Source organism: Acinetobacter lwoffii (assembly GCF_019343495.1).
Taxonomy (GTDB): Bacteria; Pseudomonadota; Gammaproteobacteria; order Pseudomonadales; family Moraxellaceae; genus Acinetobacter; species Acinetobacter lwoffii_P.
Map to the genome: position 1 here is coordinate 67,645 of NZ_CP072550.1, position 22,557 is coordinate 90,201.

Here is a 22,557-nt window from a genome sequence, read left to right on the forward strand (position 1 = left end):
TCAATGCTTATTTGTATGGTACCTTAATTGCTTCCATCATTTTAATAGCATCCTCATTACTATTTTTAGCTGCTATCTGTTAAAAGTCGCAGCAAGGACCAGTAAAACAATAATAAAAATAAATAATTTTAAAAAAGTTTTTGGTTTAGGTTCTATCTTAAAATAAACATATTGAAGCAGAAAGCTTAAAACTTGGAGTTGAAATGGTTACTATTAATGAATTACTTAGCAAAAACCTTGATCGCAAATATGGTCCAATTGAAGCGCATGAAGTTATAGAACTTGTTCGTGTAACTCGTGCGCCAGAATCAATAAATAACCCTTCAATGCCATCAGTTAGAATTTCTACTGCAGATCTGCACCATATGGTTGAACAAGCTAAAAAGTTCAATTTGTGGGAAGAATGGTCCACCAAGGTTTTAGCAACTGAGTTGCCATACAACCCTTATCTTAAGCCAGTGTTTACAGGTCATAGTTTCCCACGTTCTAGCATGTCTACTGACAACTACGAAGCATTAGTACGCTCTACGTTAGTGCCGGTGCTACTACCTGAAGATAAAAAGTCTTTTATCAACCTGAATGACAAAGTTATGTCATTTAACAACCTCATGTTTGATATGCCCGATGCGATGGTGAACCATCTCATGACTGGTAAAAAACTTTGGCTATATGCAAAAAATGGGCAAGTGGTCTGGTATACCCGTGCTGAGTATGAGGCGCAAACCAAGTGGAACCAGGCTGAACAGGATGCTAAGAAAAAAATTACTGCATTGTTTGAATTATTCAATGCGCTGCAACAAGCTAAACCGATCTTTGATGCTATCGATCAGAAGAAAAACTTCAGTGCTTTACCGTTCAAATGGTTCACTGGTGTAAAAATTGTAATGTCAGGCTTGTCAGCTGGATCATGGGGCGATGGTGAAAAATCAAATACAGTGACTCACTTGGTTTTTGATGAAGACTACTCAGGATCTAAATTGGTTCGTGAGAAAAACCAGTACTTGTGCTCAGCTGGAGGCTTATTCCCTGCAGATGAAGCAAAGAAAGAATTCAAAATGAAAGTAGGTGAAGTTACCGTGGACACGGTACCGCACCTTGTTACATGTAAAGTGTGCCTAAAACGTATTTTTACGCAACTTGCATTAACTCAATCTAATTAATCAAATTTATAGGGTGTTCATCATGAATAACAAAACAATTGCCAAAAAAATGATTAACCAAGTTAAATCGGTTATCACTGACCCTCAAGCAAAAAGCTTGTTGGCTGCTTATCACGTAGAGACGTCATTTACCCACTTCTACGAAACACACAGCCACATTTACTTGGTTGGTAAAGACATTACTGCAGTCATGGCCAAACATTTTCCATACTTCACGTTTAAGACTCGTGATAACAAGAAAGCCCGTCACGGTATTGGCGATGGCTCAATGTCTGATTGCTTAAACAAGCTGCGCCGTGTGTATCGCTTAGAAATCAAAAAACCGATTAGCGAGAAGTTTATCGCTGAAGCTGGTGCACCGACTTTCACAAAAAGCCAATCTGTAAGTCCTGTTGCTTATTTGATTGATGAAGTTGTGCAACTGTCTTTGCACATTAAAGACTTAAACTGATGAATCATAAAATCAATAACTTACATTAGGTATGATTCAGTAAATTTACATTATAGTTCTAAACTCAATGAACTTTGAGTTTAGATAACCAATCCATTTATGACATAATAGTTGTAAATTTACTTATGTTTGAGTTTACCTATTCCAAATATCCAATAAGTAAATAAAACGGTGATTGCAAGTGATATAAAAATGACTATTGGGGATGGTACTTGCATTGGACTCAACCAAAATCCAAATAAAATACATGCAACAAATGCACTGCTACAAAGAAACAACTTAAAAAATACCACAAGTATTGAATCTGATTTTTTCGTAATATTCATTCAAACTTCCTCTTTGAGTTTACAACTATATTGTTAAAGTTTAGAACATTAATGTCATTTTTGAGACTTTAATGGTCAGTCACAGCGGCGTGAACGCTGGCCGTCCTTTCTGATCCGGCGCGATCCGCGCGACATCAGCCGTATCTGGGTCCTGGAACCGGAGGGACAGCATTACCTGGAAATTCCCTACCGTACCTTGTCGCATCCGGCTGTCACCCTCTGGGAACAACGGCAGGCGCTGGCGAAACTGCGGCAGCAAGGGCGCGAACAGGTGGATGAGTCGGCGCTGTTCCGCATGATCGGCCAGATGCGTGAGATTGTGACCAGCGCGCAGAAGGCCACACGCAAGGCGCGGCGTGACGCGGATCGCCGCCAGCACCTCAAGACATCAGCTCGGCCGGACAAGCCCGTTCCGCCGGATACGGATATTGCCGACCCGCAGGCAGACAACTTGCCACCCGCCAAACCGTTCGACCAGATTGAGGAGTGGTAGCCGTGGACGAATATCCCATCATCGACCTGTCCCACCTGCTGCCGGCGGCCCAGGGCTTGGCCCGTCTTCCGGCGGACGAGCGCATCCAGCGCCTTCGCGCCGACCGCTGGATCGGCTATCCGCGCGCAGTCGAGGCGCTGAACCGGCTGGAAGCCCTTTATGCGTGGCCAAACAAGCAACGCATGCCCAACCTGCTGCTGGTTGGCCCGACCAACAATGGCAAGTCGATGATCGTCGAGAAGTTCCGCCGCACCCACCCGGCCAGCTCCGACGCCGACCAGGAGCACATCCCGGTGTTGGTCGTGCAGATGCCGTCCGAGCCGTCCGTGATCCGCTTCTACGTCGCGCTGCTCGCCGCGATGGGCGCGCCGCTGCGCCCACGCCCACGGTTGCCGGAAATGGAGCAACTGGCTCTGGCACTGCTGCGCAAGGTCGGCGTGCGCATGCTGGTGATCGACGAGCTGCACAACGTGCTGGCCGGCAACAGCGTCAACCGCCGGGAATTCCTCAACCTGCTGCGCTTCCTCGGCAACGAACTGCGCATCCCGTTGGTTGGGGTAGGCACGCGCGACGCCTACCTAGCCATCCGCTCCGATGACCAGTTGGAAAATCGCTTCGAGCCGATGATGCTGCCGGTATGGGAGGCCAACGACGATTGCTGCTCACTGCTGGCCAGCTTCGCCGCTTCGCTCCCGCTGCGCCGGCCTTCCCCAATTGCCACGCTGGACATGGCTCGCTACCTGCTCACACGCAGCGAGGGCACCATAGGGGAACTGGCGCACTTGCTGATGGCGGCGGCCATCGTCGCCGTGGAGAGCGGCGAGGAAGCGATCAACCATCGCACACTCAGCATGGCCTGTCGACAACCTCTCGCGCAACCAAGACATCGCGGTCGGACTGCAAGTGATCTTGAAGCCACGGGCCCGTCCCACCCCGACATGGACCTCGATGCCCGAACGGACGTTAGATTTCGAGTTCTAGGCGTTCTGCGATGAAGGTTGGATCCCAGCCGGGATTGAAAGTGTCGACGTGGGTGAATCCGAGCCGCTCGTATAGGCCACGCAGGTTCGGGTGGCAGTCGAGCCGCAGCTTGGCGCACCCCTGCGTTCGCGCGGCATGGCGGCAAGCCTCGATCAGCGCGGAGCTGACACCCCGGCCCGCATGTGTCCGTCGCACCGCGAGCTTGTGCAGATATGCGGCCTCCCCCTTGAGGGCGTCGGGCCAGAACTCGGGATCCTCGGCCGACAAGGTGCAACAGCCGACGATGCCGTCGCTGCAACTCGCGACTAGGAGCTCGGATCTCAGGACGAAGGTCTCCGCGAATGTCCGGTCGATCCGCGCGACGTCCCAGGCGGGCGTTCCCTTGGCGGACATCCACGCCGCAGCGTCGTGCATCAGCCGCACAACCTCGTCGATATCACCCGAGCAGGCGACCCGAACGTTCGGAGGCTCCTCGCTGTCCATTCGCTCCCCTGGCGCGGTATGAACCGCCGCCTCATAGTGCAGTTTGATCCTGACGAGCCCAGCATGTCTGCGCCCACCTTCGCGGAACCTGACCAGGGTCCGCTAGCGGGCGGCCGGAAGGTGAATGCTAGGCATGATCTAACCCTCGGTCTCTGGCGTCGCGACTGCGAAATTTCGCGAGGGTTTCCGAGAAGGTGATTGCGCTTCGCAGATCTCCAGGCGCGTGGGTGCGGACGTAGTCAGCGCCATTGCCGATCGCGTGAAGTTCCGCCGCAAGGCTCGCTGGACCCAGATCCTTTACAGGAAGGCCAACGGTGGCGCCCAAGAAGGATTTCCGCGACACCGAGACCAATAGCGGAAGCCCCAACGCCGACTTCAGCTTTTGAAGGTTCGACAGCACGTGCAGCGATGTTTCCGGTGCGGGGCTCAAGAAAAATCCCATCCCCGGATCGAGGATGAGCCGGTCGGCAGCGACCCCGCTCCGTCGCAAGGCGGAAACCCGCGCCTCGAAGAACCGCACAATCTCGTCGAGCGCGTCTTCGGGTCGAAGGTGACCGGTGCGGGTGGCGATGCCATCCCGCTGCGCTGAGTGCATAACCACCAGCCTGCAGTCCGCCTCAGCAATATCGGGATAGAGCGCAGGGTCAGGAAATCCTTGGATATCGTTCAGGTAGCCCACGCCGCGCTTGAGCGCATAGCGCTGGGTTTCCGGTTGGAAGCTGTCGATTGAAACACGGTGCATCTGATCGGACAGGGCGTCTAAGAGCGGCGCAATACGTCTGATCTCATCGGCCGGCGATACAGGCCTCGCGTCCGGATGGCTGGCGGCCGGTCCGACATCCACGACGTCTGATCCGACTCGCAGCATTTCGATCGCCGCGGTGACAGCGCCGGCGGGGTCTAGCCGCCGGCTCTCATCGAAGAAGGAGTCCTCGGTGAGATTCAGAATGCCGAACACCGTCACCATGGCGTCGGCCTCCGCAGCGACTTCCACGATGGGGATCGGGCGAGCAAAAAGGCAGCAATTATGAGCCCCATACCTACAAAGCCCCACGCATCAAGCTTTTGCCCATGAAGCAACCAGGCAATGGCTGTAATTATGACGACGCCGAGTCCCGACCAGACTGCATAAGCAACACCGACAGGGATGGATTTCAGAACCAGAGAAAGAAAATAAAATGCGATGCCATAACCGATTATGACAACGGCGGAAGGGGCAAGCTTAGTAAAGCCCTCGGTACATTTGTTTTCTGATTTAGTGACAATGGTAAGGAACAGTTATGCAAATCAACTTAAATACTCCGGGCACAGCGGCTACATCAACAATACAAACTGTTGCTCCTGCTGCTCAGGCTAAAACCACCACTACAACAGCACCCTCTACTGCAGACACTGTCACCTTATCTGCTGAAGCAAAGGCGAAGCTGGCTGCAGAGCAGCAAGAATCTAAAGCAATAAATCCAACACTGACTACATTAGGTGGTGGCTGGGGTAATGAACCACCAAAATAAGAGGTAGTTTGTGGGGACATTTATTACGACTCTTGCTGAGTACTTATGGGTGTTGTGCATAGGTTCTCTACTGCTGTCCTTAGTCTGGTCGGCCAGTAAATCTGCACGAATAACCATATTGATACTCACTTTATCGGGATTAGCTCAAGACAGGATTGCTCCTTTGCTGATGGGGATATCTGAAACATCTCCTGAGCTCGCTCGCTTACTTTGGTACCCAAGTTGGGTGATATGTCAAACATTGACGCTTGGTATCATCTGGGTTATTCATAGAAAATTCGTATGGGCGGTTGAACAAATCACTCAATTCATTTGTTTAAGCATCTTGATGCACTCTGTTCTGCAGGTAGCGAGATTCACAGACAGAGTCATATTTGGCACTGATCTATTGGGTGGTATATACAAATATGGAATACCAGCTATAAATATCGCAGCAATTTTAGCGATATTTTTATGGTCCATATCAGGAGCCGTCAAGCACAGAAAGGAACTTCAGGAATGCTGACTTTTGTTATGTCTGCAATTACGTTTGGCTTTTTACTGTTAAGTCTGTTTTTCTACAAGAAGTTGATTGGAATGTCAGATGCATTAAACATTATCGAAAAGCAGGTGGCCGCTGATATGGAGATCCGGGCGCATAGATTATGCCTGCTTGCATACGAAGCGCAACGGTTCGGTAACTCTGTGGATAGACGTGCTTTGGATGAAGAGTTTAAAGATTTTTTGCACCTGTACATTGAAGACTACCAAGCAGAAGTCGCAAAAAAGATCAGAGAACATAAGCTCAGCGAGATTTCTGCCTACGGATTTATTAAATTAGATAAGTAGTCATAACAACAAAGCTGTGGACAAGATCTGTCTTGTCTTATTTTAAATGCCCCCCACTGCTTCTCATAGTGATGCACGCCAGCTTTGGCCACCTTTAGATTTGACTGATGCTGCTTGTTAAGAAAATTCTGAATATCTTGCTGAACCTGATGCACAGCATCCAGTAATTGGGCTAAAGCAAACTCCTCGGCATGAAACACAAAGGTTTTACTGGCAGGTTCAAGCCAGCAAAACATGGCTTCATTATCCATCCAGGTGATCACCTGATTAAAACCGGTTAAATGATGCGCTTGATAACGACGCAGAGCAGTATTATCCCGCACTGAATGATCCAGCTCATCTGCATGACGCCATAACGCCTCATTCCGCAGTGGATGGTTTAGATCAGGCAGGTTGATTTCACTTCGCAGCGCCATGGCTCTATGACACAAATCCAGCCCCAGTTCTCCGCAACACTTGGCGGGCCAGAAAATCCGGGATAATTGATAGCTATGGATCAGAATTAAATGCACGGCATCGTACATATCTTCACAAGCCCGGCGCTGACAATCCCAGTCTTCAGACCAGTCATGTAATTGTTTGATGGCTCTGTCCAGTTGCTGACCAGCCTCAACGACTAACTCAGCTTGCAGTTCTGCCTGCTTCATGTAGACCAATAATTCTTTGGCATCCATTTCAACACTCCTGTAAGACGAGACAACACCCTGATTCGGGTACTCTGTATTTTCAGTGTAGAAAGCAAAAAGTCCTTTGCAAGCTGACAAAACAGAAGCTAAGTTATAGATTTTCCAGTTATTACCTATTAACGGTCCTTCAATAAATCTAAGCTGCTGAGTTCATGTGATATAGCATCTTTTGGATTTTTCAGATTTTTTGTATTTATTTTCAACAATCTGCTGTTCTGTTCAGCAAAAAAGCGAGTCACAAGCTATCGGTTATAAAATAAGATGGCCGTTCTAAACCGGGCTTTCATCAAATAGTTACATCTGTTTTTTAAACTTTGACGTACAATAACTGCCTTTTTCGTTGCTGCAGAGGAATTTTATGCTGGGCTTTTTTGAACGCTTAACCAACCCTTTCCCTGATAAAGAGCCAACTCAGCCACCTCAAGGCCTGTTTGCATTTTGTTTGCATTACAGTCAAGGCATGGTGTTGCCTCTGATCCTGATGTCTATTGCGACAGCCTTACTGGCCGCATTAGAAGTGTCCTTATTTGGCTATATGGGGCAATTAGTCGATTGGTTGGTAACCAAGAATCCGGCTACTTTCTGGCAGGAAGAGCAGGATACCTTGATCACTATGGCCATAGTGATGTTGCTGGTGTTGCCTGGTTTGGTATTTTTTCACTCAGCCCTGATCCACCAAACTATATTGGGTAACTACCCTATGTCGATCCGCTGGCTGGCGCATCGTTATTTACTGAAACAAAGTTTGGGTTTCTACCAGAATGAATTCGCTGGTCGCATCGCCACTAAAGTGATGCAAACGGCTTTGGCAGTGCGCGAAACGGCCACCAAGCTGCTGGATGTGATGGTGTATGTGGTGGTGTATTTTGGCTCTATGTTGTATCTGATCGCCGATGCAGATTGGCGCTTGGTACTGCCGATGATTGCCTGGTTAGTCATATACACCGGCTTGCAGTTTTATTTTGTGCCGAGACTGAAACAAGTTGCAACAGAACAAGCCGATGCCCGTTCAGAAATGACAGGCCGTATTGTCGACAGCTACACCAATATCAGCACTATTAAACTGTTTTCACACACGGCTCGTGAGTCAGAATACGCCCGCGATAGCATGCAGCTGTTTCTGGTGCCTGTGTACAGACAAATGCGACTGGCTACCTGGCTCAATATTTGTGTGCAGGGTCTGAACTATCTGTTGGTGTTCTCTATTGCCACGCTGGCGATATGGCTTTGGTCTGTCAATGCCGTCACTGTGGGCTCTATTGCCATCGCAGTCAGTCTGGCGCTGCGTTTAAATGGTATGTCGCAGTGGATCATGTGGGAAGTCAGTGCACTGTTTGAAAACATAGGTACTGTGGCAGATGGTATTGCGACTTTGTCTCAGCCTCAGCAAATCATCGACAAAGCTGATGCGAAGCCGCTTGAAGTGCCACAAGGTCAGATTGAGTTTAAGCAACTGAACTTTAACTACGGCAAAGCAGCAGGTGAACATGGTCCTGTGATTGATGGTCTGGACTTGTCGATTAAACCCGGTGAAAAAGTAGGTTTAGTCGGCCGTTCTGGTGCTGGTAAATCCACGCTGGTGAACTTACTGCTGCGCTTTTATGATGTCAATTCAGGCCAGATTTTGATAGACGGTCAGGACATCAAAACTGTATCACAGGAAAGTCTTCGCGCTCATATAGCTATGGTGACCCAGGATACCTCCCTGCTACACCGTACTGTAAGGGAAAATATTTTATATGGTCGTCCTGGCGCTACCGAAGCGGAAATGATTGAAGCAGCCCGTTTAGCCGAAGCCGATGCTTTTATTCAGGAGCTTACCGATCCTAAAGGCAACAGTGGCTACGACGCTCAGGTGGGCGAACGTGGAGTCAAGCTTTCTGGTGGTCAACGTCAACGTATTGCAATAGCTCGGGTTTTACTGAAAAACGCCCCTATTCTGATTTTGGATGAAGCCACCTCAGCGCTGGACTCCGAAGTAGAATCAGCTATTCAGCATAGTCTGACTCAGTTGATGATAGGCAAAACGGTTATAGCCATTGCACACCGTTTATCTACCATAGCAGCTATGGACAGGCTGATCGTTCTGGATCAAGGTCGTATTGTGGAACAAGGCAGTCATCAGGAACTGATCGCCAAAGGCGGTATTTACGCTCAATTAAGGGCGCATCAAACCGGCGGCTTTATTGGTGTGGAATAAATAATAAAGGTCAGAGTCTTGGCTCTGACCTGTTGTTTTTAGCTTAAACGCGGGTCGGTTTCAGCGACCATCGGCCGGTTTAAATGCGCATTTCTGAACTGTAATAATACAGGGAAGGGTTTTAAGTCGACTAAATCGCGGAACAATATCCAGTCGATTAAAGTGAACAGACTGATACCAGGATAGTCCCAGTCACCGAAATGCCCTGCCCTGATTTGTTGCTCAAGTGCCTCTAGCGTCGCCTGAATTCGCTCATGCTGAAGATTAAAAAACAATTTATCTTCAGTCACGTCAAAACCTGAGCGCTTACAAAGCAGTAATTCAACCAAGGAGTCTGTGCAGGCATTGATGGTCGTCAGACCGTTTTCCTGATCCCAGCTCAATGGTTTGAATTTCAGTTTCGAAGCCAAATAACGATAAATTACGCCTGAATCAAAAATAACCTGCTCTCCATCCACTAACACAGGCACTTTGCGTGCCGGATTATGTTGTACCAACACTGAACGGCCTTCAGACTCAAAAATATTAAGCGCTACAAACTGATAAGGTTGCCCTGCCAGTACTAAACGTAAACGACGAACAAAAGGGGAAGCCACTGAACCTAATAACTGCATAACCTACTCCAATTTCAAACCATAGCTTTAGTGTACAACCAGAGTCAGCGGCTTAGATAGTGCTGATAGTCTGTTAATTTGGGCTTAGGGCAGAAAGCTTTTTCAATTCAAATTGATACGCAGTCTGAGCAACCTGCGCAATGATAGCTTCATTGGTTCGGCTTGACTCGGCTGAGTCTTTCACAAAAACAGCAACCAGCAAGGGCCGTCCATCAGGCAACAGAATGATACCTAAATCATTAGTGGCCGCAGTTTTTCCGGCTTTGATACCCGAAGTACCAGTTTTATGTGCGACCACAGTACCAGCTGGTAACAAACCTTTTAACCGCTCTGGTCCTGTGGTGGTTTCGACCATCCACTTCCATAACAAAGCCTGCGAGGTTTCAGACAGCTGTGTTTTTTGCTCAAACTTTTTCAGGATCTCTGCAGCACCTTTCATCGAGGTCCAGTTTTGATACTGCACCTGATCATCGGCGTGCATCTGCGCTTCATTTGCGACCACAGCGGTCTCCTTTATACCCATAGACTGGATATAGTCATGCAAAGCAGCTGGTCCACCAACCAGTTCAAATAACAAATCACAGGCCACGTTATCGCTGTGCGAGACCGAGTATTGCAGCAGTTGCTGCACTGGAACACTAAACTCGTCTCCCTGATACGCTTTCATTATCGGAGCCCAGGTATTCTGTAAAACCTTAGCCCTGTTTACGATAACGGTCTGATTTAAATCCAACTTTCCCTGATCAACCTGATGCAGTACCAACATAGCTAAATGCAATTTAAATACACTTTGCATTGGGAATTTTTCAAAAGGATTAATCAGTAAAGGTTCCAGATCGTCAGGCCCCCACACTGCAACGCCTACAGTGGCTTTTTTTCCAATGACTATGGATTCAATTTGCTCTTTTAACAGTGGGGATTGCGCTGAGGTTTCGAATGAACTAAAAGATACCATCAGTAGCGTCGAGGCAGTAACTACAGCTTTTATAATGACATTCATCGAATTGTCCTTTTGATAAGTCGATATGAATTATACAAAAGGCAGCCAAAGCTGCCTTTTTAGGGTATAGGAAGTATAAACCACCTTTTTGGGTATAGGGTATAGGAAGTATAAACCACCTTTTTGCTCCTCATCCGAAGTATCTTACCTGAAATTCCCTCACTCGTTTACCGCTCAAGCCCCAATTTTAACTGCCGGTCCAGCCTAAACCGCTCTAATAAGGTTCGATTTGGCGGTAAAATCTCTAGCCTGATAGCTCGAGAGATACAAACTGCCCCACCGCCCCGTTTAAAAGTTGGCAGTGTTGAGCAGTGTTGGATTTGGGGTCGTCAGTCAAAGAGACGACTCTGTGATGGATCGAACAGGCTGGGAGTCAGTGGCGGCGCTCGTTCTGGTGGCAGCTCACGCTGCTTGGCGGCATTCGCCTTGGCTGTTTTCTGTTTCAGATGCTTGAGAATCTGCTCAATGACCTTCGGATCTTCGATGCTGGCAATCACTTTGACGTGACCGCCGCAGTGTTCGCAGACTTCAATATCAATATTGAAGACTCGCTTGAGGCGTTGCATCCAGGTCATGGCGCGGTGGCGCTCTGCAGGACTCTTGTCACGCCAGTTAGTATCGAGACCTTCCGATTTGTCGGGCTTCTTGCCCCGCTTGGCGGGTGTTACTTGAACTCGGTGTTTGCTGTTCGGTGCAAAGACGCCGTGGAAGCGTGTGAGGTTGACTCGCGGCTTAGGTACCAACGCAGCGAGTTTGGCGATGAAGTCCAGCGGCTCGAAGATCACATGGGTGGTGCCATTGCGGTACGGAGTTTTGAGCTCGTAACGCACCTGCCCATTGGCGGTTAATGCCAGACGTTTTTCTGAAACCGCTGGCCGACTAATGTAGCGACACAAGCGCTCAAGCTTATCCCGCTGATGCGCTTCGGCCATCACACCGGCGTGTAGCGAGAAACCAGCATGGTTGGCTACTCGACTGCTTGAGTCGGCTTTATCCTCACGCCCTGGCAAGGTTTGCAGGGTGAAGACTTTGCGCCCTTGCTGGGGGCCGACGGCAATGCGATACGTAACCGAAGCACCATGTAATTGAGTCAGCGTATCGTCTTCGCCCTCTTCCAGTGTCAACCACGTATTCTCGGCATCACGCTCCAAAATCCCACGCTTTTCCATGCAGCGAGCGATGCGATGGCTGAGGGTGTGAGCGAGCGTATTCAGCTCATCGTAAGTGGGTGCCTTGACACGATGGAAGCGTTGCTTGCCATAGTCATCTTCGGCATAGACACCATCGAGAAACAGCATGTGGTAGTGGACATTGAGATTTAGCGCGGAGCCAAAGCGTTGGATAAGAGTCACTGAGCCAGTTTGTGCAGAGGCTTTGGTGTAACCGGCTTTTTTGATCAGATGAGTTGAGAGTGTACGATAGACGATACTCAAGACCTGGCCCATCAGCTGGGGATGGCGAGCCAGCAAAAAGCGTAGCTGGAAAGGAAAGCTGAGCACCCACTGGCGAATGGGCTCCTTGGGGAAGACTTCGTCTATCAGCAGCGCCGCACTCTCGGCCATCCGGCGGGCACCGCAGCTAGGGCAAAAGCCGCGTCGTTTACAGCTGAAGGCGACCAGACGCTCGTGATGACAATCCTCGCAGCGAACCCGCATGAAACCATACTCCAGACGGCCACATTGGAGGAGGTCGTTGAATTCTTGTTGGATGTAGCGAGGCAGGTGTTGACCTTGGGCTTCGAGTGAGGCTTTGAAGGCTGGGTAGTGCTGCTCAACCAGCTGGTAGAGCAGCGTCTGGTCGGGTTGGTGGCGTTCGTAACCGTTTGTTTGAGTGGGCGATTGACTCGCCGTGGCGTTCCTTGCCAGCGACATGGGTATCCTCCGCTGATACTGTGGTTATGTACAGTATCAGCGGCTTGCGTTCAGACGTCCAGTCTGGCCCTAGACATCGCTAAATGCTTAACCCGCAATAGCCCTCACGAGTTGTTATCAGCCACTACCGGTTGAGCGAGAAGGTTTTGGGTTCAGGGTGCTATTGCTCCACCAATCACAATACTGAAGCCCCAACTGTTATCAGTTGGGGCTTTTTCTTGTCTGTTTGCGGCGGTTGCGTTTTATCGGTAGTCGTCGAGCTCTGCACCATCCCACATAAGAGCTTAACGGTGCGATCTTCAACGCCATCACACAAAACTTTCTTTTTCACGCACAGTCAACTTATTGGATGTTTTATTAACAACCCAAAAGGAGATATTTAGCGGGCGGCCGGAAGGTGAATGCTAGGCATGATCTAACCCTCGGTCTCTGGCGTCGCGACTGCGAAATTTCGCGAGGGTTTCCGAGAAGGTGATTGCGCTTCGCAGATCTCCAGGCGCGTGGGTGCGGACGTAGTCAGCGCCATTGCCGATCGCGTGAAGTTCCGCCGCAAGGCTCGCTGGACCCAGATCCTTTACAGGAAGGCCAACGGTGGCGCCCAAGAAGGATTTCCGCGACACCGAGACCAATAGCGGAAGCCCCAACGCCGACTTCAGCTTTTGAAGGTTCGACAGCACGTGCAGCGATGTTTCCGGTGCGGGGCTCAAGAAAAATCCCATCCCCGGATCGAGGATGAGCCGGTCGGCAGCGACCCCGCTCCGTCGCAAGGCGGAAACCCGCGCCTCGAAGAACCGCACAATCTCGTCGAGCGCGTCTTCGGGTCGAAGGTGACCGGTGCGGGTGGCGATGCCATCCCGCTGCGCTGAGTGCATAACCACCAGCCTGCAGTCCGCCTCAGCAATATCGGGATAGAGCGCAGGGTCAGGAAATCCTTGGATATCGTTCAGGTAGCCCACGCCGCGCTTGAGCGCATAGCGCTGGGTTTCCGGTTGGAAGCTGTCGATTGAAACACGGTGCATCTGATCGGACAGGGCGTCTAAGAGCGGCGCAATACGTCTGATCTCATCGGCCGGCGATACAGGCCTCGCGTCCGGATGGCTGGCGGCCGGTCCGACATCCACGACGTCTGATCCGACTCGCAGCATTTCGATCGCCGCGGTGACAGCGCCGGCGGGGTCTAGCCGCCGGCTCTCATCGAAGAAGGAGTCCTCGGTGAGATTCAGAATGCCGAACACCGTCACCATGGCGTCGGCCTCCGCAGCGACTTCCACGATGGGGATCGGGCGAGCAAAAAGGCAGCAATTATGAGCCCCATACCTACAAAGCCCCACGCATCAAGCTTTTGCCCATGAAGCAACCAGGCAATGGCTGTAATTATGACGACGCCGAGTCCCGACCAGACTGCATAAGCAACACCGACAGGGATGGATTTCAGAACCAGAGAAAGAAAATAAAATGCGATGCCATAACCGATTATGACAACGGCGGAAGGGGCAAGCTTAGTAAAGCCCTCGCTAGATTTTAATGCGGATGTTGCGATTACTTCGCCAACTATTGCGATAACAAGAAAAAGCCAGCCTTTCATGATATATCTCCCAATTTGTGTAGGGCTTATTATGCACGCTTAAAAATAATAAAAGCAGACTTGACCTGATAGTTTGGCTGTGAGCAATTATGTGCTTAGTGCATCTAACGTTTGACATGAGGGGCGGCCAAGGGCGCCAGCCCTTGGACGTCCCCCTCGATGGAAGGGTTAGGCATCACTGCGTGTTCGCTCGAATGCCTGGCGTGTTTGAACCATGTACACGGCTGGACCATCTGGGGTGGTTACGGTACCTTGCCTCTCAAACCCCGCTTTCTCGTAGCATCGGATCGCTCGCAAGTTGCTCGGCGACGGGTCCGTTTGGATCTTGGTGACCTCGGGATCATTGAACAGCAACTCAACCAGAGCTCGAACCAGCTTGGTTCCCAAGCCTTTGCCCAGTTGTGATGCATTCGCCAGTGACTGGTCTATTCCGCGTACTCCTGGATCGGTTTCTTCTTCCCACCATCCGTCCCCGCTTCCAAGAGCAACGTACGACTGGGCATACCCAATCGGCTCTCCATTCAGCATTGCAATGTATGGAGTGACGGACTCTTGCGCTAAAACGCTTGGCAAGTACTGTTCCTGTACGTCAGCAAGTGTCGGGCGTGCTTCTTCTCCGCCCCACCACTCGACGATATGAGATCGATTTAGCCACTCATAGAGCATCGCAAGGTCATGCTCAGTCATGAGGCGCAGTGTGACGGAATCGTTGCTGTTGGTCACGATGCTGTACTTTGTGATGCCTAACGCCGCCATAAACGGCGACAGGGTGGCGCGCCTATTGCGCATAAAATGGCGAAGCCATGCGCAACAGGCGCGGAATCTCTGGCGTCCGGTTTGATGGCTTTGTTATGCAAAGGACTAGTCTTCAATGACGTGTAAACCACGGCGCTTTAAGTCCTCCAACGAATCCAACATTCCCCTTATTAATTCAACAGGATGCCCCTCCCAGTCTTCAACAACGCCAACAATTCTCAAGGGTTCGCAGGTTCTATAGGACTGTGTTGGATTACCGGGAAATCTTTTGTTCGTAAGATTCGGATCGTCTTCGAACGGTCCTGTTGGCTCAACTATGTATATGTAGCCGCGACCCTCGAGGCCAGACAGTGACATAGCAAGTTCAGCTCCCCAAACTGCTGGCTCCATCAAGGCTGAAAAGTAGATGTGCTTAAGAATACGACCGTCCTCGAAATGAGAGATGAACCCTGTGGTTAGCAAGTCACCAATCGCCAAATTGGCTTTGGTTCCATGATAGAACGGTCCTTGCACCTGCTTGTAATTATCATGAGAGATGGGAATCCAATCTTTTACCATTTTAAGACCCTTAATTGTTGGGATTTGGCTGCATAACTTTGTTTTAGGGCGACTGCCCTGCTGCGTAACATCGTTGCTGCTCCATAACATCAAACATCGACCCACGGCGTAACGCGCTTGCTGCTTGGATGCCCGAGGCATAGACTGTACAAAAAAACAGTCATAACAAGCCATGAAAACCGCCACTGCGCAGTTACCACCGCTGCGTTCGGTCAAGGTTCTGGACCAGTTGCGTGAGCGCATACGCTACTTGCATTACAGTTTACGAACCGAACAGGCTTATGTCAACTGGGTTCGTGCCTTCATCCGTTTCCACGGTGTGCGTCACCCGGCAACCTTGGGCAGCAGCGAAGTCGAGGCATTTCTGTCCTGGCTGGCGAACGAGCGCAAGGTTTCGGTCTCCACGCATCGTCAGGCATTGGCGGCCTTGCTGTTCTTCTACGGCAAGGTGCTGTGCACGGATCTGCCCTGGCTTCAGGAGATCGGAAGACCTCGGCCGTCGCGGCGCTTGCCGGTGGTGCTGACCCCGGATGAAGTGGTTCGCATCCTCGGTTTTCTGGAAGGCGAGCATCGTTTGTTCGCCCAGCTTCTGTATGGTACGGGCATGCGGATCAGTGAGGGTTTGCAACTGCGGGTCAAGGATCTGGATTTCGATCACGGCACGATCATCGTGCGGGAGGGCAAGGGCTCCAAGGATCGGGCCTTGATGTTACCCGAGAGCTTGGCACCCAGCCTGCGCGAGCAGCTGTCGCGTGCACGGGCATGGTGGCTGAAGGACCAGGCCGAGGGCCGCAGCGGCGTTGCGCTTCCCGACGCCCTTGAGCGGAAGTATCCGCGCGCCGGGCATTCCTGGCCGTGGTTCTGGGTTTTTGCGCAGCACACGCATTCGACCGATCCACGGAGCGGTGTCGTGCGTCGCCATCACATGTATGACCAGACCTTTCAGCGCGCCTTCAAACGTGCCGTAGAACAAGCAGGCATCACGAAGCCCGCCACACCGCACACCCTCCGCCACTCGTTCGCGACGGCCTTGCTCCGCAGCGGTTACGACATTCGAACCGTGCAGGATCTGCTCGGCCATTCCGACGTCTCTACGACGATGATTTACACGCATGTGCTGAAAGTTGGCGGTGCCGGAGTGCGCTCACCGCTTGATGCGCTGCCGCCCCTCACTAGTGAGAGGTAGGGCAGCGCAAGTCAATCCTGGCGGATTCACTACCCCTGCGCGAAGGCCATCGGTGCCGCATCGAACGGCCGGTTGCGGAAAGTCCTCCCTGCGTCCGCTGATGGCCGGCAGCAGCCCGTCGTTGCCTGATGTCTTTGCACATTAAAGACTTAAACTGATGAATCATAAAATCAATAACTTACATTAGGTATGATTCAGTAAATTTACATTATAGTTCTAAACTCAATGAACTTTGAGTTTAGATAACCAATCCATTTATGACATAATAGTTGTAAATTTACTTATGTTTGAGTTTACCTATTCCAAATATCCAATAAGTAAATAAAACGGTGATTGCAAGTGATATAAAAATGACTATTGGGGATGGTACTTGCATTGGACTCAACCAAAATCCAAATAAAATACATGCAACAAATGCACTGCTACAAAGAAACAACTTAAAAAATACCACAAGTATTGAATCTGATTTTTTCGTAATATTCATTCAAACTTCCTCTTTGAGTTTACAACTATATTGTTAAAGTTTAGAACATTAATGTCATTTTTGAGACTTTAATGGTCAGTCACAGCAACAAGAAACAGCGCCGATCGCACGATCTGACGTTCAAAACAGTTTCCAGGATCTTTTCAATTGATTTGAGGCTTATATGAATATGCATACGACTCAAAAGAGTGAGAGAGACAAAATGACAAAACGCTGTTCTGTTGATGTGAAGTCACCCTGGTTCTTCATAGAGGACCAAATCCCAAACAAAGATGGCACGGCGTTTATTGTGTGGGATGAATTCTTAGACCATGAAATTAAACCTATCCGCTGGAGCGATAAGATCCGTGACTATGCTTCAGGTGAAGTCGAATGGAGTGGAAGCTTCTTATTTTGGCGATATGATGATGGTACACCAGCTGAATCACCAAGAAGCTATCAGCAATCTTAATTTCTTATATTTCCGAGGGTGTAGCCAATTGATTTTGAGATTTGATCAATCTCTTTAAGGCAAAGGTTTGATTCCTTGAATGCCAGTTCGAGTCTGACCATCCCCGTCATTGCCAACAAATTCCCTCAAATGAATCAATTGAAGACAATCATACCAGCCTCACTAAAATAGTTACGGCTTTGACGTTCTGACTTAGGTTCCCAATCTCTATTTTTCAGATTACATGATCCAGCAGCAATTTTAGCCTTGCCAAACTTACTTTGAATGTTTTGAAACGCCGTCATTAACGCTTGCTCTTTTTCAAGCTGCTCTACGTCAGTTAGTAGGCCGATCGTGCGATGTTCTTCTTTTATCAATTCACACAACATCACGCCACATTTCTTAAACTCTATCCCCTCTTTGTACAATTTATCAATCAGTGATGTGGCAGCTTTAACCAGTTGCATCAAATTGTTTGTAGGTTGGGTAAACGTGTATGTTAACGACTTGCTGTAATACGGTTTTGACTGGTCAAATGGGTTGGATTGCAAGAAAACAATCAGAGATCCGCATAGCTGGTGTTCAGCAACAAGCCGATTGAATGCATTATGGGTATATTTGCTGACGGCTTCTTGAAGAATTGAGAGCTCAGTAATTTTCTGGCCGAAAGATTTGCTCGAGACAATCTGTTGTTTCGCCTTAGGTGAACTTTCAAATTCAAAGCATGGCTGGCCAAGCAATTCTAAAATCGTACTTTGCATATTCACATTGAAGAGTTCACGCATTCGATTCGGGTTGGATGTTGCAAGATCCAGCACACTTAAAATCCCCATGTCATTAAGCTTTTTAGCGTACTTTCGCCCTACACCCCATATTTCATCAACTGGCATGCTTTGATAGTAGCTTTCGACATCTACCAGGCTCATTGTCACTAAATTACAGATTCCATTTAATTCTGGATTCTTTTTGGCAAGGTTGTTGGCCATTTTACTTTCAGTCAGTGTTCTACCAACACCCACGCACGTTGTTAAGCCAATAAACTTATATACTTGATGCCGAATCTCCCGTGCCATTTCAGTAGCATCAAAGTTTTTAGTAAATTGAGTAAATTCTATAAAGCCTTCATCAATGCTGTAAATGCTGTAACAGCTTGGATCTACAAAACCAGATAATATTCCATGAAAACGGCGTGACATTTCGCCATATAGCGCAAAATTGCTCGATAGCACATGAACGTTATGTTTATTGATGATGTCTTGGACCTTAAAGAGTGGCGCACCCATCGGGATTTTTAAGAGTTTAGCTTCAGCGCTTCTCGCGATGATTGTTCCATCATTAGAGCTTAAGACAACGCATGGTTTACCCTTTAACTTAGGGTTCCAAAATGCTTCCATCGAACAATATGCCGAATTTATATCAACATGAATAAATACCCGGTTTGTCATTTTCGTGCGTCTTTAATGATGTAAGTCACTACGCCCCACACAATCAATTCCTGTTCAGGTTTTAGAAAAATATGTGAGTGCTCTTGGTTTTCTGCTTTAAGCCAAACTGGAGGGATAGATTTTGCATCTGGACCAAAAATTTCATTAATTTCACCAGCTGACATTTGCTTGGTGATCATCAACCGCTTAACGGTAAAGTCTGTTTCTAGCTGAGCAACAATAATATCTAGATGCTTGGCGTCTAAGCTTCTATCGATTATGAGCTTATCGTTAATATCTATACCGGCATTTAGCATGGAACGAGAGCCTACTTTACCAATAAACGTAGAGTACTCATTGGTGATCAGCATTTCGTTGAGATCGACCGACTTTTCAATAAAATCTTGTGCTGGTGATGCAAATCCAGCCGACAGCAGCTCTAACGCCACTGGAATGCGTTTAGGTGCACCAGGAGCAAGAGCTTCAATTTCAACTAAATCACCAGCTTTAAGCGGTATTTCTGATTTTTCTGACATCTCAAGACCGGTGAAAGAATATATATACCAATTCTATTTCTTGCATGTCTGATGATCAATCAAAAAATAAAAACCAGTAGGCATGCCACTTGCCTACTGGTCGTATTGGAAGTTCAAAATTGACTTAGATCTTAGAAAAACTCAAGTGATATAAGGCTGTTGCGCGTACTAAATTTTGACGCGGTGATTTTGGTTTCCAGGCCTGGTCAGACCATGGCCAGAGATCAGGAACCGACTCACTTGTATATGCAGATGGTTTAGAGGGAATTCATCGCATAAACAGATTGAGCATTTAATAGCGTTGAATGTTAAATATCTACGGCAAACTGCTTTCAGATTCATGAATTGGGTTTGTTCAAAAACAGCGTTATTAATTAAAAACTAAAACGCCTTTCCACATGTACAAAACCAGTAGAATAAAACCAATAAGAATATGCACTTCGATAATGACTATTAGCCAGCTTCTGCACATATTGAATAAATACTTAAAGAACGATGGCGCTTGGTGTTTATATTCGTTTTCTTCTTCGTAGTCATCTGTATTGACATGGTTCCAAAACGGTTTCTCTTTGGTTTTACACGGGTTGTCATTATCAGATTTAGACAAAATTTTTACCTTTTATAACCTAACCAATTAGATAATTATATTAAATCTATTAGCCACAAAAACTTTATCAAAAAACTTTTTTTCGTTAATTTATTTGTTTAATGCACTGATCAAATTAAATGTGAGTGACTTGGACCTATCTAATCGTATGAAACTGAGTGTTACTGAAGTTGGACATCTATATTCACTTGAATACACAACCAAGATTGAAGTGCTGGAAGAAGCATTTTTAGCATTAGGACTTTGGATCTTCAGGTTATTTAATTAACTTCTACCCTTTTGACCTAGCCTAGCTAGGTTTTTTTTTGAAAAAATTTTAAAGCCCAAACAGTCTTTAAAATGAATACATCAAGCTCATTGCTTAAAACCTGGAGTATTCAAGATGTATCTACGCTACACGATGTTTAAAACAGATGGAGAAAAAGTCCTTAGTTCGCACGGCATTGGGTTAAGCAACTGCTTTATTTACCATGCAGCGGAAATACTCTACAAAGAGGTTCAAAATTCTGCATCTTTTGACCGTTACATTGAGAGATTATCAAAGTGTAATACGATCAAATACAACCACGAACGACACGGCGACAAAGCACGTATTGTCTATTTTGCACCTGAAGATCTAACGCGTGTCTCTTACAGTACAACATATAGCGAACGGGTTGAAAATGCCAATATCGATAGCTTTGACTTGATTACCCTGTACGCTGAGTACAAAACTATTTTTAGTTGTATCTATTTTGATATATCAACGAATACCTGGTCTGTACGTACATACACTGATGTATTAACATCAATGGGCATGTTAAAGCCACCAGTAGCACAGTTAGCATTTGCAATATAAGAGCCCCTGAAAAGTCTTATACCCACCTAGCATTGACCAATCAATGCTAGGTTTTTTTTACGATGCAATTTGATATTTCATTTCATGTTTAAAGTTTGCTTTGACAAGTGCATGGGATAGATCTGGAGGTACTGAGTTACCTACCATTCTGTATTGCTCAGTTTTCGTCAGCTTAATTTTTTGGTTATTTTCATCTACACCATGAGTAAAGATGTAATTGCTTGGAAAGCCCTGAGCCTTATACAACTCAAATGGTTGAATCATCCTAAAACCAATGTCTTCAATATAATAATGTTCATTATTGATTTCGATTAAGCCGAAACGTTCAAACAAGTCATTCTTAAAGTTGAATTGCCCGGTAAATTTCAAAAGTAGCGCACGTACTTCCGCAAACTGATTCACGGTCGTTAACGTGTGAAATGGTTCTGATAGCTCTTGGCCAGTGCACCCCTTTTTCATTTTAGATAGGTGACACACGTATAGCGCATGTGTACCGCCTTTTGTTTCTGCTGTAATTGTACGTAATGGCTCATTTATTGGCATGGATCTACGACTTGAACCATTGGCACACTCAGTAAGAATTGGCGCCACATTGTCCACGATGTAAGGTTTTGGGTTGTGAACGATATATTTTAAAATCCCCCTCACAATTCGCTCTAATGTAGCTGGTGCTAAAGGTTTTTTACGCTTGAATATGCTTAGGGTGTGTTGACACTTTTAGCTTAAAAAAATAGCGAAGTAGTAAAATCAAATCGCCAAACCCAATTTTACTATTCGCTATGCCTCGTACCATGCTGACAGATCAACACTGGCAAAAGTTGAAAGTTATTCTGCGTAATTTATCCATTCACCACAACTCAAATTTACGCAATTTTATTGAAGCTATTCTCTATAGAATTAGAACAGGCTGTCCGTGGCGAGATATTCCTTCTTGTTTTGGTCATTCAAACTCTATTTTCAAACGTTTTAATCGTTGGTCAAGCAGCGGTAAGTTACTTAGATTATTCAAATTACTAGCCTCATGCCCCGATATGGAGTGGATTTTTATTGATGGCTCTCATGTACGTGCTCATCAACATTCTGCCGGCATAGCGAATCAATCTATTTCTAAAAGTGTAGGAGGAAACTCCTCAAAAATACATTTGATTGTTGATGCACATGGCAATCCTATTGATTTCATGATTACCGATGGAACCACACATGATGTTAAAGTTGCACCTGATTTAATATCAACATTAGATTTAAAAGAGACAAAAGTGGTATGTGCAGATAAAGGCTATGATTCAGAACCACTGCGTGAACAGATCAGGAAAACAGGGACTAAAGCGAATATACCAAAGAAAACAAATAGCCAATCGAACAATGACCATATGGACTGGTATTTATATAAAATCAGGCATTTAGTTGAAAATATGTTTTGTAGATTAAAGCAATTTAGAGGAATAGCTACTCGATATGACAAGCTCAAAAGAAATTATCAAAGTTCTGTTGCTTTAGCCTGTATATTTTTATGGCTACCTTTATAGGGTTAATTATGAACAGTAAATGT

The 22,557-nt window shown here is 47.3% G+C and carries 23 protein-coding genes and 2 pseudogenes; 11 read left to right on the forward strand and 14 right to left on the reverse strand.

Annotation, left to right across the window (positions count from 1 at the left end; translation table 11 throughout):
- The first annotated feature begins 203 nt into the window (after positions 1 to 203).
- From J7649_RS16820 to J7649_RS14685, 4 genes and pseudogenes are all read left to right on the forward strand, one after another.
- Positions 204 to 1,160 carry a hypothetical protein gene (locus J7649_RS16820; RefSeq protein ID WP_227504909.1) on the forward strand — a complete coding sequence of 319 codons (957 nt, stop codon included), beginning with the start codon at positions 204 to 206 and terminating at the stop codon, positions 1,158 to 1,160.
- A 22-nt stretch (positions 1,161 to 1,182) separates the two neighbouring features.
- Entirely contained in the window at positions 1,183 to 1,611 is a 429-nt protein-coding gene (locus J7649_RS14675; protein WP_033917495.1) for a hypothetical protein, read from the forward strand.
- Positions 1,612 to 2,022: 411 nt separating this feature from the next.
- A pseudogene (locus tag J7649_RS14680) lies at positions 2,023 to 2,430 on the forward strand (Mu transposase C-terminal domain-containing protein); the annotation flags it as partial.
- 2 nt (positions 2,431 to 2,432) lie between these two features.
- Complete coding sequence (locus J7649_RS14685) at positions 2,433 to 3,425, forward strand: TniB family NTP-binding protein (protein ID WP_001381192.1); 993 nt, start codon at positions 2,433 to 2,435, stop codon at positions 3,423 to 3,425.
- Here the strand turns inward: J7649_RS14685 and J7649_RS14690 are convergent.
- The 3 genes from J7649_RS14690 to J7649_RS14700 all read right to left on the reverse strand — a co-directional run bounded on the left by J7649_RS14690 (position 3,394) and on the right by J7649_RS14700 (position 5,172).
- Positions 3,394 to 3,894, reverse strand: a complete 501-nt coding sequence (locus tag J7649_RS14690; protein WP_000376623.1) for a GNAT family N-acetyltransferase — start codon at positions 3,892 to 3,894, stop codon at positions 3,394 to 3,396. The two genes, J7649_RS14685 and J7649_RS14690, sit on opposite strands and share 32 nt — an antisense overlap.
- Before the next feature lie 127 nt (positions 3,895 to 4,021).
- Positions 4,022 to 4,861 (reverse strand): sulfonamide-resistant dihydropteroate synthase Sul1, encoded by an 840-nt coding sequence (sul1, locus tag J7649_RS14695; RefSeq protein WP_000259031.1) that lies wholly within the window; start codon positions 4,859 to 4,861, stop codon positions 4,022 to 4,024.
- Positions 4,855 to 5,172, reverse strand: a complete 318-nt coding sequence (locus J7649_RS14700) for a DMT family transporter (protein ID WP_071211019.1) — start codon at positions 5,170 to 5,172, stop codon at positions 4,855 to 4,857. The genes sul1 (J7649_RS14695) and J7649_RS14700 overlap by 7 nt, the downstream gene beginning before the upstream one ends.
- A gap of 2 nt (positions 5,173 to 5,174) precedes the next feature.
- Here J7649_RS14700 and J7649_RS14705 point away from each other — a divergent pair, with 2 nt between their 5' ends.
- Together J7649_RS14705 and J7649_RS14710 are read left to right on the forward strand one after the other, a co-directional pair.
- Positions 5,175 to 5,405 (forward strand): hypothetical protein, encoded by a 231-nt coding sequence (locus J7649_RS14705; protein WP_032495677.1) that lies wholly within the window; start codon positions 5,175 to 5,177, stop codon positions 5,403 to 5,405.
- 498 nt (positions 5,406 to 5,903) lie between these two features.
- Complete coding sequence (locus tag J7649_RS14710; protein ID WP_033917513.1) at positions 5,904 to 6,233, forward strand: hypothetical protein; 330 nt, start codon at positions 5,904 to 5,906, stop codon at positions 6,231 to 6,233.
- Here J7649_RS14710 and J7649_RS14715 read toward each other — a convergent pair.
- Positions 6,206 to 6,907, reverse strand: a complete 702-nt coding sequence (locus J7649_RS14715; RefSeq protein ID WP_032495674.1) for a hypothetical protein — start codon at positions 6,905 to 6,907, stop codon at positions 6,206 to 6,208. The two genes, J7649_RS14710 and J7649_RS14715, sit on opposite strands and share 28 nt — an antisense overlap.
- A 370-nt stretch (positions 6,908 to 7,277) precedes the next feature.
- Between J7649_RS14715 and J7649_RS14720 the strand changes: the two genes are divergently transcribed.
- A complete protein-coding gene (locus J7649_RS14720) occupies positions 7,278 to 9,119 on the forward strand; it encodes an ABC transporter ATP-binding protein (protein WP_219310169.1) in 1,842 nt (613 codons plus the stop codon).
- A gap of 38 nt (positions 9,120 to 9,157) precedes the next feature.
- Here J7649_RS14720 and J7649_RS14725 read toward each other — a convergent pair whose 3' ends face one another.
- The 7 genes from J7649_RS14725 to J7649_RS14755 all read right to left on the reverse strand — a co-directional run bounded on the left by J7649_RS14725 (position 9,158) and on the right by J7649_RS14755 (position 15,503).
- On the reverse strand, positions 9,158 to 9,733 hold the full coding sequence (locus J7649_RS14725) for a glutathione S-transferase family protein (protein ID WP_001176353.1): 576 nt from the start codon (positions 9,731 to 9,733) through the stop codon (positions 9,158 to 9,160).
- 73 nt (positions 9,734 to 9,806) lie between these two features.
- Positions 9,807 to 10,733: an inhibitor-resistant extended-spectrum class A beta-lactamase PER-1 gene (locus J7649_RS14730; protein WP_001100753.1), complete on the reverse strand. Its 927-nt coding sequence runs from the start codon at positions 10,731 to 10,733 to the stop codon at positions 9,807 to 9,809.
- A 329-nt stretch (positions 10,734 to 11,062) separates the two neighbouring features.
- Entirely contained in the window at positions 11,063 to 12,604 is a 1,542-nt protein-coding gene (locus J7649_RS14735) for an IS91-like element ISCR1 family transposase (protein ID WP_000050481.1), read from the reverse strand.
- A 404-nt stretch (positions 12,605 to 13,008) separates the two neighbouring features.
- Positions 13,009 to 13,848 carry a sulfonamide-resistant dihydropteroate synthase Sul1 gene (gene sul1, locus J7649_RS14740; protein WP_000259031.1) on the reverse strand — a complete coding sequence of 280 codons (840 nt, stop codon included), beginning with the start codon at positions 13,846 to 13,848 and terminating at the stop codon, positions 13,009 to 13,011.
- Positions 13,842 to 14,189, reverse strand: coding sequence for a quaternary ammonium compound efflux SMR transporter QacE delta 1 (locus J7649_RS14745; RefSeq protein ID WP_000679427.1), 348 nt, complete (start codon positions 14,187 to 14,189; stop codon positions 13,842 to 13,844). The genes sul1 (J7649_RS14740) and J7649_RS14745 overlap by 7 nt, the downstream gene beginning before the upstream one ends.
- A gap of 168 nt (positions 14,190 to 14,357) precedes the next feature.
- The gene (aac(6')-Ib, locus tag J7649_RS14750) at positions 14,358 to 14,945 is read right to left on the reverse strand and encodes an AAC(6')-Ib family aminoglycoside 6'-N-acetyltransferase (RefSeq protein WP_033917551.1); all 588 of its coding nucleotides are present in this window, start codon (positions 14,943 to 14,945) and stop codon (positions 14,358 to 14,360) included.
- Between the two features lie 105 nt (positions 14,946 to 15,050).
- Positions 15,051 to 15,503 carry an NAD(+)--rifampin ADP-ribosyltransferase Arr-3 gene (locus tag J7649_RS14755; RefSeq protein WP_001749986.1) on the reverse strand — a complete coding sequence of 151 codons (453 nt, stop codon included), beginning with the start codon at positions 15,501 to 15,503 and terminating at the stop codon, positions 15,051 to 15,053.
- Between the two features lie 172 nt (positions 15,504 to 15,675).
- On the opposite strand from J7649_RS14755, the gene intI1 reads away from it, so the two are divergent.
- Together intI1 and J7649_RS14765 are read left to right on the forward strand one after the other, a co-directional pair.
- On the forward strand, positions 15,676 to 16,689 hold the full coding sequence (gene intI1 / locus J7649_RS14760) for a class 1 integron integrase IntI1 (RefSeq protein ID WP_219310171.1): 1,014 nt from the start codon (positions 15,676 to 15,678) through the stop codon (positions 16,687 to 16,689).
- A 647-nt stretch (positions 16,690 to 17,336) separates the two neighbouring features.
- A complete protein-coding gene (locus J7649_RS14765) occupies positions 17,337 to 17,624 on the forward strand; it encodes a hypothetical protein (RefSeq protein WP_032495678.1) in 288 nt (95 codons plus the stop codon).
- A gap of 134 nt (positions 17,625 to 17,758) precedes the next feature.
- Here J7649_RS14765 and J7649_RS14770 read toward each other — a convergent pair whose 3' ends face one another.
- Both J7649_RS14770 and umuD read right to left on the reverse strand, forming a co-directional pair.
- Complete coding sequence (locus tag J7649_RS14770) at positions 17,759 to 18,997, reverse strand: Y-family DNA polymerase (RefSeq protein WP_236754007.1); 1,239 nt, start codon at positions 18,995 to 18,997, stop codon at positions 17,759 to 17,761.
- 47 nt (positions 18,998 to 19,044) lie between these two features.
- On the reverse strand, positions 19,045 to 19,563 hold the full coding sequence (umuD, locus tag J7649_RS14775; RefSeq protein WP_033917549.1) for a translesion error-prone DNA polymerase V autoproteolytic subunit: 519 nt from the start codon (positions 19,561 to 19,563) through the stop codon (positions 19,045 to 19,047).
- A 989-nt stretch (positions 19,564 to 20,552) separates the two neighbouring features.
- On the opposite strand from umuD, the gene J7649_RS14780 reads away from it, so the two are divergent.
- On the forward strand, positions 20,553 to 21,008 hold the full coding sequence (locus J7649_RS14780) for a hypothetical protein (protein ID WP_033917523.1): 456 nt from the start codon (positions 20,553 to 20,555) through the stop codon (positions 21,006 to 21,008).
- Between the two features lie 57 nt (positions 21,009 to 21,065).
- On the opposite strand, the gene J7649_RS14785 is transcribed toward J7649_RS14780, so the two are convergent.
- Positions 21,066 to 21,599, reverse strand: a complete 534-nt coding sequence (locus tag J7649_RS14785) for a DNA cytosine methyltransferase (RefSeq protein ID WP_227520117.1) — start codon at positions 21,597 to 21,599, stop codon at positions 21,066 to 21,068.
- 188 nt (positions 21,600 to 21,787) lie between these two features.
- Here J7649_RS14785 and J7649_RS14790 point away from each other — a divergent pair.
- Positions 21,788 to 22,553, forward strand: a pseudogene (locus J7649_RS14790) (IS5-like element ISAba31 family transposase).
- The last annotated feature ends 4 nt before the right edge of the window (positions 22,554 to 22,557 follow it).

Coding starts and splice junctions, on each gene's coding strand:
- sul1 (WP_000259031.1), bottom strand. CDS start 4,861: ATGGTGACGGTGTTCGGCATTCTGAATCTCACCGAGGACTCCTTCTTC.
- J7649_RS14730 (WP_001100753.1), bottom strand. CDS start 10,733: ATGAATGTCATTATAAAAGCTGTAGTTACTGCCTCGACGCTACTGATG.
- J7649_RS14710 (WP_033917513.1), top strand. CDS start 5,904: ATGCTGACTTTTGTTATGTCTGCAATTACGTTTGGCTTTTTACTGTTA.
- J7649_RS14715 (WP_032495674.1), bottom strand. CDS start 6,907: ATGGATGCCAAAGAATTATTGGTCTACATGAAGCAGGCAGAACTGCAA.
- intI1 (WP_219310171.1), top strand. CDS start 15,676: ATGAAAACCGCCACTGCGCAGTTACCACCGCTGCGTTCGGTCAAGGTT.
- sul1 (WP_000259031.1), bottom strand. CDS start 13,848: ATGGTGACGGTGTTCGGCATTCTGAATCTCACCGAGGACTCCTTCTTC.
- J7649_RS14725 (WP_001176353.1), bottom strand. CDS start 9,733: ATGCAGTTATTAGGTTCAGTGGCTTCCCCTTTTGTTCGTCGTTTACGT.
- J7649_RS14755 (WP_001749986.1), bottom strand. CDS start 15,503: ATGGTAAAAGATTGGATTCCCATCTCTCATGATAATTACAAGCAGGTG.
- J7649_RS14765 (WP_032495678.1), top strand. CDS start 17,337: ATGAATATGCATACGACTCAAAAGAGTGAGAGAGACAAAATGACAAAA.
- J7649_RS14770 (WP_236754007.1), bottom strand. CDS start 18,997: ATGGAAGCATTTTGGAACCCTAAGTTAAAGGGTAAACCATGCGTTGTC.
- J7649_RS16820 (WP_227504909.1), top strand. CDS start 204: ATGGTTACTATTAATGAATTACTTAGCAAAAACCTTGATCGCAAATAT.
- umuD (WP_033917549.1), bottom strand. CDS start 19,563: ATGTCAGAAAAATCAGAAATACCGCTTAAAGCTGGTGATTTAGTTGAA.
- J7649_RS14780 (WP_033917523.1), top strand. CDS start 20,553: ATGTATCTACGCTACACGATGTTTAAAACAGATGGAGAAAAAGTCCTT.
- J7649_RS14675 (WP_033917495.1), top strand. CDS start 1,183: ATGAATAACAAAACAATTGCCAAAAAAATGATTAACCAAGTTAAATCG.
- J7649_RS14705 (WP_032495677.1), top strand. CDS start 5,175: ATGCAAATCAACTTAAATACTCCGGGCACAGCGGCTACATCAACAATA.
- J7649_RS14720 (WP_219310169.1), top strand. CDS start 7,278: ATGCTGGGCTTTTTTGAACGCTTAACCAACCCTTTCCCTGATAAAGAG.
- J7649_RS14690 (WP_000376623.1), bottom strand. CDS start 3,894: ATGGACAGCGAGGAGCCTCCGAACGTTCGGGTCGCCTGCTCGGGTGAT.
- J7649_RS14745 (WP_000679427.1), bottom strand. CDS start 14,189: ATGAAAGGCTGGCTTTTTCTTGTTATCGCAATAGTTGGCGAAGTAATC.
- J7649_RS14735 (WP_000050481.1), bottom strand. CDS start 12,604: ATGTCGCTGGCAAGGAACGCCACGGCGAGTCAATCGCCCACTCAAACA.